Annotated in this window: 15 protein-coding genes and 1 pseudogene; 8 read left to right on the top strand and 8 right to left on the bottom strand. The window is 69.0% G+C overall.

Annotation, left to right across the window (positions count from 1 at the left end):
* Positions 1-107 precede the first annotated feature (107 nt).
* Entirely contained in the window at positions 108-443 is a 336-nt protein-coding gene (locus tag ACWEKS_RS14050) for a hypothetical protein (protein WP_452340425.1), read from the bottom strand.
* A 450-nt stretch (positions 444-893) separates the two neighbouring features.
* A pseudogene (locus ACWEKS_RS14045) lies at positions 894-1034 on the bottom strand (RNA polymerase subunit sigma-24); the annotation flags it as partial.
* Positions 1035-1074: 40 nt separating this feature from the next.
* Between ACWEKS_RS14045 and ACWEKS_RS14040 the strand changes: the two are divergent.
* Both ACWEKS_RS14040 and ACWEKS_RS14035 read left to right on the top strand, forming a co-directional pair.
* Complete coding sequence (locus ACWEKS_RS14040; protein ID WP_452340424.1) at positions 1075-1656, top strand: NUDIX domain-containing protein; 582 nt, start codon at positions 1075-1077, stop codon at positions 1654-1656.
* A gap of 198 nt (positions 1657-1854) precedes the next feature.
* Positions 1855-3450 (top strand): ABC-F family ATP-binding cassette domain-containing protein, encoded by a 1596-nt coding sequence (locus tag ACWEKS_RS14035; RefSeq protein WP_452340423.1) that lies wholly within the window; start codon positions 1855-1857, stop codon positions 3448-3450.
* Between the two features lie 75 nt (positions 3451-3525).
* On the opposite strand, the gene ACWEKS_RS14030 is transcribed toward ACWEKS_RS14035, so the two are convergent.
* Both ACWEKS_RS14030 and ACWEKS_RS14025 read right to left on the bottom strand, forming a co-directional pair.
* Positions 3526-5010, bottom strand: coding sequence for a dihydrolipoyl dehydrogenase family protein (locus tag ACWEKS_RS14030; protein ID WP_452340422.1), 1485 nt, complete (start codon positions 5008-5010; stop codon positions 3526-3528).
* 67 nt (positions 5011-5077) lie between these two features.
* Entirely contained in the window at positions 5078-6073 is a 996-nt protein-coding gene (locus ACWEKS_RS14025; protein WP_452340421.1) for a Gfo/Idh/MocA family protein, read from the bottom strand.
* Positions 6074-6207: 134 nt separating this feature from the next.
* Here ACWEKS_RS14025 and ACWEKS_RS14020 point away from each other — a divergent pair, with 134 nt between their 5' ends.
* Complete coding sequence (locus tag ACWEKS_RS14020) at positions 6208-7587, top strand: glycosyltransferase 87 family protein (RefSeq protein WP_452340420.1); 1380 nt, start codon at positions 6208-6210, stop codon at positions 7585-7587.
* Here the strand turns inward: ACWEKS_RS14020 and ACWEKS_RS14015 are convergent.
* Positions 7541-7969: a TIGR03668 family PPOX class F420-dependent oxidoreductase gene (locus tag ACWEKS_RS14015; RefSeq protein ID WP_452340419.1), complete on the bottom strand. Its 429-nt coding sequence runs from the start codon at positions 7967-7969 to the stop codon at positions 7541-7543. The two genes, ACWEKS_RS14020 and ACWEKS_RS14015, sit on opposite strands and share 47 nt — an antisense overlap.
* A gap of 50 nt (positions 7970-8019) precedes the next feature.
* A complete protein-coding gene (locus tag ACWEKS_RS14010) occupies positions 8020-8613 on the bottom strand; it encodes a TetR/AcrR family transcriptional regulator (RefSeq protein WP_452340418.1) in 594 nt (197 codons plus the stop codon).
* A 90-nt stretch (positions 8614-8703) separates the two neighbouring features.
* Here ACWEKS_RS14010 and ACWEKS_RS14005 point away from each other — a divergent pair, with 90 nt between their 5' ends.
* On the top strand, positions 8704-9819 hold the full coding sequence (locus tag ACWEKS_RS14005; protein ID WP_452340417.1) for a Gfo/Idh/MocA family protein: 1116 nt from the start codon (positions 8704-8706) through the stop codon (positions 9817-9819).
* On the opposite strand, the gene ACWEKS_RS14000 is transcribed toward ACWEKS_RS14005, so the two are convergent.
* Positions 9820-10104: a YciI family protein gene (locus ACWEKS_RS14000; RefSeq protein WP_354839554.1), complete on the bottom strand. Its 285-nt coding sequence runs from the start codon at positions 10102-10104 to the stop codon at positions 9820-9822.
* A gap of 43 nt (positions 10105-10147) precedes the next feature.
* Positions 10148-10690: an amino-acid N-acetyltransferase gene (locus tag ACWEKS_RS13995; protein WP_452340416.1), complete on the bottom strand. Its 543-nt coding sequence runs from the start codon at positions 10688-10690 to the stop codon at positions 10148-10150.
* Positions 10691-10810: 120 nt separating this feature from the next.
* Here ACWEKS_RS13995 and pgsA point away from each other — a divergent pair, with 120 nt between their 5' ends.
* The 4 genes from pgsA to pspA all read left to right on the top strand — a co-directional run bounded on the left by pgsA (position 10811) and on the right by pspA (position 13562).
* Positions 10811-11488, top strand: coding sequence for a CDP-diacylglycerol--glycerol-3-phosphate 3-phosphatidyltransferase (gene pgsA / locus ACWEKS_RS13990; protein ID WP_452340415.1), 678 nt, complete (start codon positions 10811-10813; stop codon positions 11486-11488).
* Positions 11489-11540: 52 nt separating this feature from the next.
* Complete coding sequence (locus ACWEKS_RS13985) at positions 11541-12035, top strand: CinA family protein (RefSeq protein WP_452340540.1); 495 nt, start codon at positions 11541-11543, stop codon at positions 12033-12035.
* A gap of 81 nt (positions 12036-12116) precedes the next feature.
* The gene (locus ACWEKS_RS13980; RefSeq protein WP_452340414.1) at positions 12117-12548 is read left to right on the top strand and encodes a helix-turn-helix domain-containing protein; all 432 of its coding nucleotides are present in this window, start codon (positions 12117-12119) and stop codon (positions 12546-12548) included.
* A 186-nt stretch (positions 12549-12734) separates the two neighbouring features.
* Complete coding sequence (gene pspA, locus ACWEKS_RS13975) at positions 12735-13562, top strand: phage shock protein PspA (RefSeq protein WP_354839563.1); 828 nt, start codon at positions 12735-12737, stop codon at positions 13560-13562.
* Positions 13563-13661: the final 99 nt, after the last annotated feature.

Below are 13661 nucleotides of genomic sequence, written 5' to 3'. Positions count from 1 at the left end.
CCCACTGTGCGCTGGCCGAAATATGTTGTGTACGAACAGGAATCAGCAAATTCGTATAGGCCCGCCGATTTGTGAACGCGCCGGCGCCGAGTGCGTTCCCGCTGGAGTCAGTCCCAGGCGCCGCTGTCGACGACCCAGATGCCGTGGCTGCCCTGTGTCACCGGCTGACCGACCTGCAGCGTGAGTTTGCTGCCGTCCTGATTGGTGACCACGACGCTGGTCGGACCCTCGGCGGCGGCCTGAACAGTGGCCCATCCGAATCGCTGCTGCACGAAGGCCTTTGCGACCTGGACTCGATCCAGGCGCCACGGCTGGTGCCCGCTGTCCACGCCCTGCTGCAGGTCACGGGCTTGCTGAGCGGTGAGGCCCTCGCCTGGAAACGTCTTCCCGGCCTGCGGTTCGGGGCTCGACTCCGGCTGCTTCGACGGTGCCCGAGTCGGCACGACCGGGGGCTCGGCCACCAATGACGTTGTCGGCACAGGGGTTGTTTCAGATACCGAGCCCGGGACAGCAGCCGTCGCCAGGGCGGTAGCTGTCGCCGATGGCCGGCCGGTGGGCGTGACCGTCGACGTCGTCGTGCAGCCCGCAACCACTGCCGCACAGGTGAGGACGCCGACAACGGTCACCCCCGCCCGCTGCCCCACCAGCGCGAACGCGATCGACCGACAGCTGACATGTGTGCTGCGCATAGGTCTCCCCTGATCTTGAACCCGATCACCCCGACCACGATCCACAATGGATCCGCTGCCCTGATGTCGTCCCATCGAACCCGATCGTTAACCGCCAAAACCATTCTGGCGCAGACCTTCCGAACCCCGTCGATGATCAGCCCGAACCCGATGTGAAACATCGCCACCCAACCGCGCGGAGTTTGTTGGTGCGGTGCGCCGGATTCAGCGGCTGACTGTGGTTTCCGGTGCGATCCGCGACAGCTTCTGGGGGTTGCGCACGAAGTAGAGTCCAGTGACGAGGCCGTCGTCGATCCGGACCGCCACGACTCCGCCGATCTCTCCGTCGAGTCGGATGACCAGGGCCGTCTCCTCGGTGTCGTACCCCAGGGGTAGGTTCGCCGGTATGCAGCCTGCTACCGCCCTGGTCGCGGATGTCGTCGCGGCGATCACGCCCTTCGATGAACTCGAACGGCAGCACCGCGCAACCACATTGGAGTGGCTCGCGTCGACCGACGACATCTTCCGGCGTGTCAAGCCCGCCACGCCGTCACCGCATCTTGTCGCCTATGTAGTGCTGGTCGATCCCCGCGAGCGCGGGATCTTCCTCGGCCGGCATCGGATGGCGGGTCTGCACCTGCCGATGGGCGGCCACGTCGAGGCCGGCGAGCATCCACGGGATACCGCCCGCCGCGAGGCGGGGGAGGAACTCGGCATCGACCCGGTCTTCGACCTGGTCGGAGAGCATCCGCTGTTCCTCACCCGGACAACGACAGTGGGGCAGGCGGCGGGCCATATCGATGTGTCGCTCTGGTACGTGATTCGCGGCGACCGCACCCGCGACTATCCGCTCGACCCGACCGAGTTCGACGGCGGCCAGTGGTGGGACCTCGACCCGGACGGCCTGCCCGCCACCGATCCCCACCTGCCGCGATTCATTCTGAAGCTCGACGACTGTCAGCGGGGCGCTGCGGTCACGACGGCTTGATCGCCGTCGACCTGGGTTGTGCGGGCCCTGGTAGGGTGGCCGGATGCTCATCGAGGTCGACAGACTCTAGCCGCCTACTCGAAGGCGGCGTTGCGATCACACCTGCTGCACGGCGTTCCGAATCGGGAATGGGCCGTTGATTTCTGGTGTGTGTCGGCGGCGTCGGTAATCCCATGAGCAGGAAGAGTCTGTCGACACATGTCTTCATCCATGCAAGCAGCGATCACGCTGCAGAATCTGTCATTCGAATGGCCCGACGGGACCGTCGCTCTCGCGGGGGTCGATGGTGTGTTCACCACCGGGCGTACCGGTTTGGTGGGGCGTAACGGCGCGGGGAAGTCCACGCTGCTGCGCCTGATCGCCGGCCTCCTGACCCCGACCTCGGGGCGCGTGGAAACCAGCGGCGACGTGGGGTATCTCCCGCAGCACCTCACGCTCGCCCGGAACGACACCATCGCGCAATTGCTCGGTATCGCAGGCACACTCGCGGCCCTGCGGGCGATCGAAGCCGGCGACACCGAGGAGAAGCACTTCGAGACCATCGGCGACGACTGGGACATCGAAGCCCGCGCCGACGAAATGCTGCACGAAATCGGTTTCAGCGCAGCCGATCTCGACCGCAGGGTCGGCGAGATCTCCGGCGGCGAGGCCGTTCTCATCGCCGTCACCGGGCTGCGGATCAGGCGCACCCCGATCACGCTGCTCGACGAGCCCACCAACAATCTCGATCGCGAAACCCGCGCCAAGCTGGCGGAATTCGTGGACTCCTGGCCGGGCACGCTCGTCGTGGTGAGCCACGATCTGGAACTGCTGGAGCGCATGGACGCCACGGCGGAACTGCACGGCGCGACCCTGGAGGTATACGGCGGTCCCTACAGTGCGTGGCAGGAGCACGTCGAGCAGGAACAGGCCGCGGCCCAGCAGGCGGCGCGAACCGCCGAGCAGGCGTTGAAGGTCGAGAAGCGGCAGCGCATCGAGGCCGAGACCAAACTGGCCCGGCGCGAGCGCACGGCGCGTGCGACGCAGCGGGACGGCGGCATTCCACGCATCCTCGCGGGCAACCGGGCCAGCCGGGCGCAGGGCTCGGCCGGGGCCATGCGCACCACGCTCGACGCCAAAGTCCGTGCCGCCCAGGATGTCCTGGACGCCGCAGCCGCGCGGGTCCGCCGCGACGAGCACATCCATCTCGATCTGCCCGACCCCGACGTGCCGCGCAGCCGCCGCATCGCGGAACTCGGCGACGGCGACCGCACCATCGTCATCCAGGGCCCGGAACGGGTCGCCCTGATCGGCCCCAATGGCGCGGGCAAGTCGACGCTGGTCGAGCACCTGCTCAGCGGCCGCCACCCGGAACGCGGCACCCTGCTCACCGACCGGGTGGGCTACCTGCCGCAACGTCTGGACAATCTCGACGAGCAGGTCGGCGCGCTCGACAATGTGCACGCGGTGGCCACCGGCACCGCACCGGCCACGATCCGTAATCAGCTGGCCCGCTTGCTGCTTCGCGGCAGCAGTGTCGAACGCCCGGTCTCGACGCTGTCGGGCGGTGAACGCTTCCGGGTGTCGCTGGCGCGTCTGCTCCTGGCCGATCCACCGGCTCAGCTGCTGATCCTCGACGAGCCGACCAACAACCTCGATATCGCCAGCGTCGATCAACTGGTCGAGGCGCTGGCCGAGTATCGCGGCGCGATCCTGGTGGTCAGCCACGACTATCCGTTCCTGCACCGGATCGGCATCGACACCGTCGTCGAGCTCGACCGTGCGGGGAATCTGCGGCAACGCGGCTCCCTGTAACCCCCTCCGGCGCCGGGCCCCACCGTGGCCCGGCACCGGAACCGGTGGTGCAACTATGGATTCCGCGACCCTTGTTCAGGACGCCGAGTCCCCAGCGGCCTGCACCTGCGAATGTTGTTGATCGCGATAGGTTTCCAGCAGTCGCAGCCAGATCTCACTGATCGTGGGGTACGCGGGCACCGCGTGCCAGAGCCGGTCGATGGGGACCTCGCCGGTGATGGCGATGGTCGCCGAATGCAGGAGCTCGGCCACCCCGCCCCCGGCGAACGTCGCCCCGACGAGCACCCCGCGCTCGGGATCGACGAGAACCCGCGCCCGGCCGCGATAGTCCGGATCGTATTGCACCGCACCGGCAACCCGGCCGAGGTCGTAGTCGACGATGTCGACGGCCCGGCCCTGGCGCGCGGCCTCCGCGGCGGTGAGCCCGACCGCCGCTACCTCCGGTTCGGTGAACACCACCTGCGGCACGGCGACCAGATCGGCGGTGCCCGAATGCCGTCCGAACGGACCCGTCTCGAGCGTGCGGCCGCGGGCCCGGTCGGCGATCACCGCGCCCGCGATGCGCGCCTGATACTTACCCTGATGGGTGAGCAGCGCCCGATGATTGACATCGCCTGCGGCGTACAGCCATTCGCCGTCGACGGCGGTCACCGTGTAGGTGTCGTCGGTGGCCAGCCACGCGCCCGGGTCCAGTCCGATGGTGTCGAGGCCGATGTCCGCGGTGCGCGGCGCGCGACCGGTCGCGAACAGCAGTTCATCCGCGACGATCCGCGCGCCGTCGTCGAGAGTGAGATGGATGCTGTCATCGGGCCCACCCGCCCGCTCGGCCGTCGCGATGGTCCGCCCGAACCGCAGGTCCACGCCCGCCGCCCGGAGCCGGTCGGCAACCAGGTCGGCCGCGAAGGGTTCCATCCGGTCCAGCAGGCGCGCACCCCGCGCGATCAGCGTGACCTGCGAGCCGAGTGCCCGCCAGGCCGTGGCCATTTCGGTCGCCACCACCCCGGCGCCCACGATGGCCAGCCGCCCCGGAACCTCGGATGCGCTGGTGGCCTCCCGGCTCGTCCACGGCCGCAGCGCATCCAGTCCGGGCAGCGGCGGCAGTGCCGCGCGGCTGCCGGTGCAGATCGCGACCGCGTGCCGGGCCTGCAATCGCACCGTGTCGCCGTCGGGGGTCTGCACCGTCACCTGCCGCACTCCGTCGAGCCGGCCGTGGCCGCGCAGGAGCGAGATACCGGCCTTGTCGAGCCATTCGACCTGACCGTGGTCGTTCCAGTCGGAGGCCATGCGGTCGCGGTGCTCCAGCACCGCGCGGGTATCGAGCGGCCCGGTGACCGCGGCGCCGACCCCGGGGAAGCGCACTGCCTCGCCGTACAGCAGGGCCGGGCGCAGCAGCGCCTTACTGGGCTGGCAAGCCCAGTAGGAGCATTCGCCGCCGACCAGCTCCGACTCGACGATGATCGTGTCGAGCCCGGCCGCGGCGGTGCGGTCGGCGACATTCTCGCCGACCGGTCCGGCCCCGATGACAATGACGTCGCAAGTCTGGGTGTTCACACCGGACATGGTGTGCCCTCGCGCTCCGCGCTCGGCAGCCGGGGGCCCGCCCGGTCCCGGGGAGGCGGTCGTAATGTCAGCTCGGCCGGCGCAGCGGCAGACCGGCCGCCTGATAGACGGCATCGATGACGCTCATGTTCGCGACGGCTTCGGCGGGCGTGGTGAGGATCTGCTCGCCCCGCAGCACCGCCCCGGCGAAGGCGTCGAGCTGATAGTCGTACGACGCGCGCCGCCCGAATTGCCGCAGGCTGCGGCCATTCTCGGTGCTCAGCCACAGCACGTGCCCCAGCTGCGGCGCCACCGGATTGAGCAGCCGCATCCGGCCGCGATCGCCGATCACCCTAGCGCTGATCCGGACCAGATCCGACGACCACATGGAGCAGCGGATGCGGCCGGTGTGCCCGGAGGGGAAGCGCAGCTCCGCGGTCATGGCGCGGTCGATGCGCGGATCGCGCAATTTCGCCTGCGCCGTAACCACTTCGGGCTGCTCGCGGCCGAAGGTCCGGGCCATGTGCACGGCATAGCTGCCCGCGTCCATCAGCGCCCCGCCCGCGAGGTCGTAGTTGTAGCGGATATCGGAGAACTTGGGCAGGGGGAAGCACAGCGCGGTCTCCACCCGCCGCAGCGTCCCCAATTCACCTGAGGCGATGATCTTCTCGGCCGCCAGCGTCAGCGGGTGATACCGGTAGTGGAACGCCTCCATCACCACTCGATCCGATGTTCCGGCCAGCGTGGCGATCTCCCGTGCCTCTCGGGCATCGGCGGTGAACGGCTTCTCGCACAGCACATGCTTGCCGGCCTCGACCGCGGCGCGGATCCACCGCCCGTGCAGGCCGTTCGGCAGTGGGATGTACACCGCGTCCAGGTCGTCCGCCCCGACCAGCGCCTCGTAGCTGCCGTAGACCTGTCCGATCCCGTACATGCGGGCGAACTCCTCCGCCCGTCCCCGGTCCCGTGCCGCGACCGCGGCCACCACAACTTCCGGATTTCGCCCGGCCGGGCCGATCAGCGCCATCGGCGCGATATTCGCCGCCCCGAGAATCCCGATCCGAAGCTGCGTGCCATCGCTCATCCGCCGACCCTAACAGTCTGCCCGCCTCGCGAATACCCGTGCTTCCCAGCCGTTTTACCGCCGTGCTGCGAGAGCCGTGGTGTAGCACCGTGATTGGGAGGATCGGCCGGGCCGGGCTTGGTTATGGTAGCCAAATGGTTTTGGGGGCCAAGGAGTTTGCCGAGGATCTCTCCGGGCGGCGCGACATCACCCGGATCGGTCGCCGGAGCACCGAACCCTGTGTGACCGATCGGATGCTGGCCGGCGGGCTCATCCTCATGGTGGCCGCGCTGCTGTGGCACGTCTTCGCCATACCCATCGGCAATCCGTACTACGGCCTGTTCAACAACGGCCTTGATCTGGACGTGTATCAGGCGGGCGGAGCGACCCTGCGGAATCGGGCCGGGCTCTACGACGGGCCCGTCGTGTTCGGCATGGAGTTCACCTACACCCCGTTCGCGGCCTTGGTCTTCGTTCCGCTCACGATCATCTCCCTGGTCACCGCCGAGGCGCTGTGGTCGGCCGCGACCATACTGGCCCTGATCGCGCTGACCGGGTGCTGCCTGCGCACGCTGAAATACCCGAATACGGTGCGCACCTGGATGTTCGCGCTGGTGCTGGCGGTGATCTGCACGGTGCTCGAACCGGTGCGCTCCACGATCTGGCTCGGTCAGATCAATGTCTTCCTGGTCCTGCTCATCGTCTGGGACCTCACCCGCCCGCCCGCGGCCCGGCTGCGCGGTCTCGGAGTCGGCACCGCCGCCGGGATCAAACTGACACCCGCGTTCTTCCTCGTCTATCTCGCTTGCACCCGGCAATGGCGGACATTGGGTGTGGCGGCCGGGGCGTTCGCCGCGACCATCGCCCTCGGCTTCCTCGCCCGGCCCGGCGACGCGTACTCGTACTGGCGCGGACAGGTCACCGCGGCCGGCCGGGTCGGGGCGGTCGATTCGCCGGGCAACCAGTCCGTCAACGGTCTGCTCGCGCAGCTGCTGCGGTTCTTCGACGTCGAGCGCTACGCGTCGAATGCGTTCGGGGCGACCGTGTTCCAGCCGCCCACCTGGATGTGGCTGCTCGCGCTGCTCCCGGTCGTGGCCCTCGGGCTCACCGCCGCGACCCTTGCCCATCGCGCCCACCAGGAGCTGCTGGCGATCACGGTCACCGGGACGACCGCCGCGTGCGCGTCACCGTTCTCGTGGGGCCACCACTGGGTGTGGTTCGTGCCCTTGCTGATTCTCGCCTGGCATCACGCCCGTACCGCCGCTACCCGCTGGACCTGGCTTGCCCCGGTCGTCGTCGTCCTGGTCGCCTTCAGCTGGTGGTGGACCTTCTCCGACCGGCCGCCCATGGAGGATTCGCCGCACCCCATCGGAATCGGCCTGTTCATGATGCCGCGCGCCGACAACTCGGTGTGGTTCGCCTACATCACGGTGCCCACTTACGCGGGCTGCTATGTCCTGCTCCACATCCTGACGAGCGGCTATGTCATCAGGCGTACGACCAGCCGCGTACCGAGTCGACTGCGATCCGAATGATCGGCCCCGCGGGCGGATCTGCTTGGTACTGCGGATATTTGGCGATCAGCCAGCCGAGCGGCAGCTCACGGTCCACCGTGTCGTCGAGGATGTCGGCGGTGCCGTCGAGACGCGTCCACCACAGCCGGGTCCAGTCCTCGTCGTAGTGATCGGCGAGGAGGGAAACGCGAGGGTTGGCGGCGATATTGCGGAGCCGGCGGAGATCGGTGGTGGTCTTCGGTTTGTTGTCGATCGCGATCACCACCAGCAGCGGCGAATCGGCGGGGGAGACCGCGAAGGTGACGGGAACCAGGTGTGGCACGCCGGTGGTATCGGCGGTGGCCAGCCGGGCCACCCGGGCGGCGCGGAACCTGGACAGAGCCGTGGCATCATCCGATCGCACGAGATCGACGGTAGACCGCCGGTCGTGGTGCGCCACCGCCGGACCGGTGGTCACCGGCGGGTGGACAGCCCGTCCAGCACGATGCGCAGCGTGCGCTGCCATTGATCCGGGGCGGCCCGCAGGCCGACGGTGTGATCGGCGGTGCCGACCCCGGCCAGCGCGAAAGCCACGTCCTCCCAGGTGATATCGGCCCGCATCGAGCCGTTCTGCTGTGCCCTGCCGACCAATTCGCGCAGCCGGTCGCGCAGCTCGCCGATGCAGCGGTCCACCTCGCCGCTGCCCGCGCCGCCCAGTGCATCGTTGACCCCGCAGCTCTCCGCCCGCAAACCCACGTACGCGGCGGCGAATTCGGTGAATCCCTGCCACGGGTCCGGCTGGGCGAGGGCGCGGTCGGCGGCCGCGATGCCCTCGTCGAGGACCTCCTCCAGCACCGCCGTCAGCAGTGCGTCGAGCGAGGGCACCCGCCGATAGAAGGTCCCCTTGCCCACCCCGGCCCGCTGCGCGATCTCCTGCGCGGTGACCGCCACCCCGACCTCCGCCACCGCCGCCCGCGCGGCCGTGACCAGCCGTTCGAGATTGCGGCGGGCATCGGCGCGGGGAGTCGGCGCGGCATCCCGGGCCAGCAGGCGATCGACGGCGGTCATGGCAGCACTCTAGCAAAAGTGGACTTTCCGGGTCCGCTTGTCTACCGTCCAAAACGGACGCATCGAGTCCGCTTGATGAAGGAGTGAGTGATGTCGGATCGCATCCGAGTGGGAATCATCGGCGCGAACCCGGACCGGGGCTGGGCCACCCGCGCCCACATCCCGGCCCTGCGGGCCCTGCCGGACTACGAGCTGACCGCGGTCGGCACCAGCCGCCGCGAGAGCGCCGAGCGCGCCGCCCACCTGTTCGGCGCGGAGCATGCCTTCACCGACGCGCGCGAACTGGCCGAGCATCCCGATGTCGACCTGGTCGTCATCACCGTGAAGGTCCCGGCGCACGCCGAACTGATCCGCGCCGCGCTGGCCGCGGGCAAGCACGTCTACTCCGAATGGCCGCTCACCCGGACCACCGCCGAAGCCGAGGCCATCGTGGCCGCGGCCGTCGACGTTCCCGGACTGCACGTCGTCGGACTGCAGGCCGGGCTCGCCCCCGCCGTCCAGCGTGCGCGAACCTTGATGGTCAACAGCCGCTACGTGGGCAAGGTGGTTTCGGTCACGGTCTACGCGGCCCGCGGCAAGGGCGCGGGCGGCCGCATCCCGCAGTGGGCGGCCTACACCCTGGACCGCGACAGCGGCGCGGGAATGCTGGAGGTCGCGGGCGGCCACACCCTCGCGACGGTCGAATCCCTGGCCGGCCCGCTCACCGAGGTCTCGGCCGAGCTCGCGATCCGTCACCCGCTCGCCATCATCGACGAGACCGGCGAGCGGGTATCGGTCACCAGCCCGGACCATCTACTGCTGACCGGACGCACCGACACCGGCATACCGGTATCGGCCCACATCCACGACGGCAAGGTCACCGACGGCCGCACCCGCATCGAAATCTCCGGCACCGACGGCGATCTGGTGATTGTCAGCGACGGCCCTTCGGGAGCGGGCGGCATCCAGATGAGCGACCTGCGCCTGCTGGGATCCAACGGCCCGGACGGCGCGTGGCAGGACCTGACCCCCGAGGAGGCCGGGCCCTTCGCGACGCTGCCGATCGAATCCCGCAATGTGGCAAGGCTTTACGACCGTCTGGCGGGCGACCTCCGCCGCAACCTCCACCTGGTCCCGTCCTTCGGGACCGGCCTGCACGTGCATCGCGTCCTGGACGCGATCCGGCGCAGCGCCGACTCCGGCAGGCGCGAGACGGTCGAAGCCTGATCAGGACACGAACGCGCCCATGGTCGGCTGCCATTCGACGATGCGCTTGTCGGTCAGCAGGCCCTCGCGGTTGAACGGGTCGTTCTCGAACAGCGTGGTCACCGCCTCCAGGTCGTCGGCCTGGACCAGGATCAGCGCGCCCGACCCGTCCGGGTACGGACCGCTGGTGAGCACGGTGCCCGCGTCGACCAGGCTGTTCAGCCAGGCCCGGTGATCGGGCCGGTGGATGTCGCGGCCGGGGACGGTGGCCTCGGAGTAGACGTAGTGGACGGCGAAGACGGCCATGGGCTCTCGCTCCTGATCGAAGTCGGTACGGATACGGAGAAGGTCAGAGCGTCAACAGCATTCGGGTATTCCCGAGCGTGTTCGGCTTGACGTAGGACAGATCCAGGAACTCGGCGACACCGGTGTCGTAGGACCGGCACATCTCGGCGTACACCTCGGCGGTCACCGGTGTGCCCTCGATCTCCGCGAACCCGTGCCGGGCGAAGAAATCCACCTCGAAGGTCAGCACGAACACCCGCTTCAGCTCCAGCTCGCGCGCGACCGCGATGAGCTGCTCCACGATCAGCCGCCCCGCACCCGTGCCCTTGATGTCCGGGTGCACCGCGACCGTGCGTACCTCGCCGAGGTCGGCCCACAGCACGTGCAGCGCGCCGCAGCCGAGGATCTGGCCGTCGCGCTCGGCCACCCAGAATTCCTGGACCGCCTCGTACAGCGTCACCAGGTTCTTCTCGAGCAGGATCCGGCCGGCGTAGATGTCGATGAGGCTCTTGATCTCGGGCACGTCAGAGGTTCGCGCTCGGCGGACGATCGGCGCTATCGCCGCATGCCCGCCGATCGAACCACTGTCAGGTGCCCGTGTTGTCATGGGGTGCACAGTAGTCGGCCCGCGTACCGATAGGCTTGTCGGTGTGTCGCACATCCAGCTCTCCCACATACCGGCATGGTCCGGAAACCATGGCCGGTCTCTCGGCCGGTGGGGGCGCTGGTGACCGTGCAACGTGACGAGTTGGAGGGTCGCTGGACCGATGCCGGTCCCGCGGCACGTCCGGGATTCGCCCCCGTGCCCCGTCCGGAGGCGGCGGCGGAACCGCCGGCCGTGCCACTGCTGAACATCGCCAATGTGCTGACGGTGCTGCGCATCCTGATCGTGCCGCTGTTTCTGCTGGCGCTGTTCGCCCACGGCGGGCACGACACCGAGTGGCGCTGGATCGCGGCCGGGCTGTTCGGCGTCGCCGCCATCACCGACCGCATCGACGGGCAACTGGCTCGCAAATACGGCCTGGTCACCGACTTCGGCAAGCTGGCCGACCCGATCGCGGACAAGGCGCTCATCGGGGCCGCGCTCGTCGGATTGTCGATGCTGCACGATCTGCCCTGGTGGATCACGATCGTCATCGTGGCCCGCGAGCTCGGCGTGACCCTGCTGCGGCTGGCCGTGGTCCGGCGCGGGGTGATTCCCGCGGGCCGGGGCGGCAAGCTCAAGACGCTGGTGCAGTCCGTCGCCATTGCCGTGCTGTTGCTGCCGCTCTCCGGCGGATTCGCTTCGGCCGGAATGGACTTGATGTATGCGGCCGTCGTGCTGACGGTCGTCACCGGTCTCGACTACGTCGTGCAAGCGGCCCGCCTCTGGTTCGGGTCGCCGGGCGGCAGCCGTGCGGCGTGACGTGCGGCCCGACGTCGAGACCGCGCTGTCCCGCGTAGCCACCGCTCCGCCCATTCCGCCCGACCCGCTCGTCGCCTCGGCGCCCGCCGCCGAGCTGGTGGCCGCGCTCGCCGCCGCCGGCCAGACCGTCGCCACCGCGGAATCGCTGACCGCGGGACTGCTCAGCGCCACCATCGCGGGAATTCCGGGCGCCAGCACGGTGTTGCGGGGTGGACTGATCGTCTACGCCACCGACCTCAAGCAGTCGCTCGCCGGTGTGAGTGCCGACACCCTGGCCGCCGACGGACCGGTAGCCGCGACCACCGCCGAACAGCTCGCCGTCGGGGCCCGCCACCGCTGCGGAGCGGACTGGGGAATCGGACTCACCGGAGTCGCCGGACCCGAACCACAGGACGGGCGACCGGTCGGCACGGTATTCCTTGGTATAGCGGGTCCGGAGTCCACCGAGGTACTTCGGTTGAAGTTGTCAGGGGACCGGTGGACGATCAGGGTGGGCGCGGTTCGCGCCGCGGTCACCGAGCTCGTCCGCATCGTCAGGGACGAGTGACGAGGCCGGGAACGCGCGGCCGACGCCGGACGTTGTCCAGTCAAACGCTGGGTCCGGCGAGACGAGTGTGAGGAGAACGAGATGACGCTGCTGCGAGAAGCCATCGGGGAAAGCCTGCGGCGCGCTCGGGTTGCCCAGAGCCGGACGCTGCGCGAGGTCTCCACCTCCGCGCGCGTGAGTCTGGGGTACCTGTCGGAGGTCGAGCGCGGCCGCAAGGAGGCGTCCAGCGAACTGCTGGCCGCCATCTGCCAGGCGCTGGACGTGCCACTGGCGCAGGTGCTCTTCGACGTGAGTTCCACCATGGCCGACGCCGACAAGGCCGCCGACAAGGCCACCGCGGGTGTGGGAGCCGGCAAAGTGCCCGCCAAAGCCGGGCTCGCCAAGGTGGCCGCGAAGGTTACCCCGCGGGGTGGCGACGGCGACGTTGCCCTGGCCGCGGATGGAACTTTCGGCCCCCGCATTGTGATTCCGGCCCCGAAGTCGGATCGTCTGGTGCTGGTGGCTGCCAAGTGATCACTGTGCTGTGGAGCCGAAAGGGATAAATTCTCTGTAGGCTTCGTGCCGGAGGCGTCGCGCTGTTGCCGAAATCTCCGGAACGGCCGTTGCACAGTGGAGATAGGGACAACAGGGGTGCGCGACGGTCGCGCACTACTGTCGCGCTACGGGGCGCGGCACGTCATATGGAGGCGGGATCAATCGATGGCTAATCCGTTCGTGAAGGCCTGGAAGTACATGATGGCCCTCTTCGATTCGAAGATCGAGGAGCATGCGGATCCGAAGGTTCAGATCCAGCAGGCCATCGAGGAAGCCCAGCGCCAGCATCAGGCCCTGTCGCAGCAGGCCGCGTCGGTGATCGGCAACCAGCGCCAGCTGGAGATGAAGCTCAACCGCCAGCTGGACGAGGTCGAGAAGCTCAATGCCAATGCGCGCCAGGCGGTTATGCTGGCCGACCAGGCCAGCGGTGCCGGTGACACCGAGAAGGCCATCCAATACACCAATGCCGCTGAGGCTTTCGCCGCCCAGCTGGTGACCGCCGAACAGTCCGTCGAGGACCTGAAGGTGCTGCACGACCAGTCGCTGCAGGCCGCCGCGCAGGCCAAGAAGGCGGTCGAGCAGAACGCCATGCTGCTGCAGCAGAAGGTCGCCGAGCGCACCAAGCTGCTCTCGCAGCTGGAGCAGGCCAAGATGCAGGAGCAGGTCTCGGCCTCGCTGCAGCAGATGGACTCCACCCTGTCGGCCCCCGGCGCCGTCCCCAGCCTGGACGCGGTGCGCGAGAAGATCGAACGCCGCTACGCCAACGCGCTCGGTGCCGCCGAGCTGGCGGGCAACTCGGTCCAGGGCCGCATGCTCGAGGTCCAGCAGGCCAGCGTCCAGATGGCGGGCCACAACCGCCTCGAGCAGATTCGCGCCTCCATGCGCGGCGACTCGCTGCCCGCCGGTGGCACCCAGCAGCAGATCCCGCAGGGCCAGCCCGCGCAGCCGGCCGCCCAGCCCAATTTCAACAAGGGCCAGGCCGCCCAGCAGTAACTGCTGCGCGAAAGGTAGTGCACGATGGGGAGATCGCGGGCCGACAAGAGTCCCGCGACCTCCCCTGCCCGTTTTCTGCGCCGTACCCGCACCAGAACC

It is taken from the genome of Nocardia sp. NPDC004711 (genome assembly GCF_053601595.1).
The sequence above is the reverse complement of the archived record's forward strand: the minus strand, read 5'-3'. Positions and strand labels throughout refer to the sequence as shown.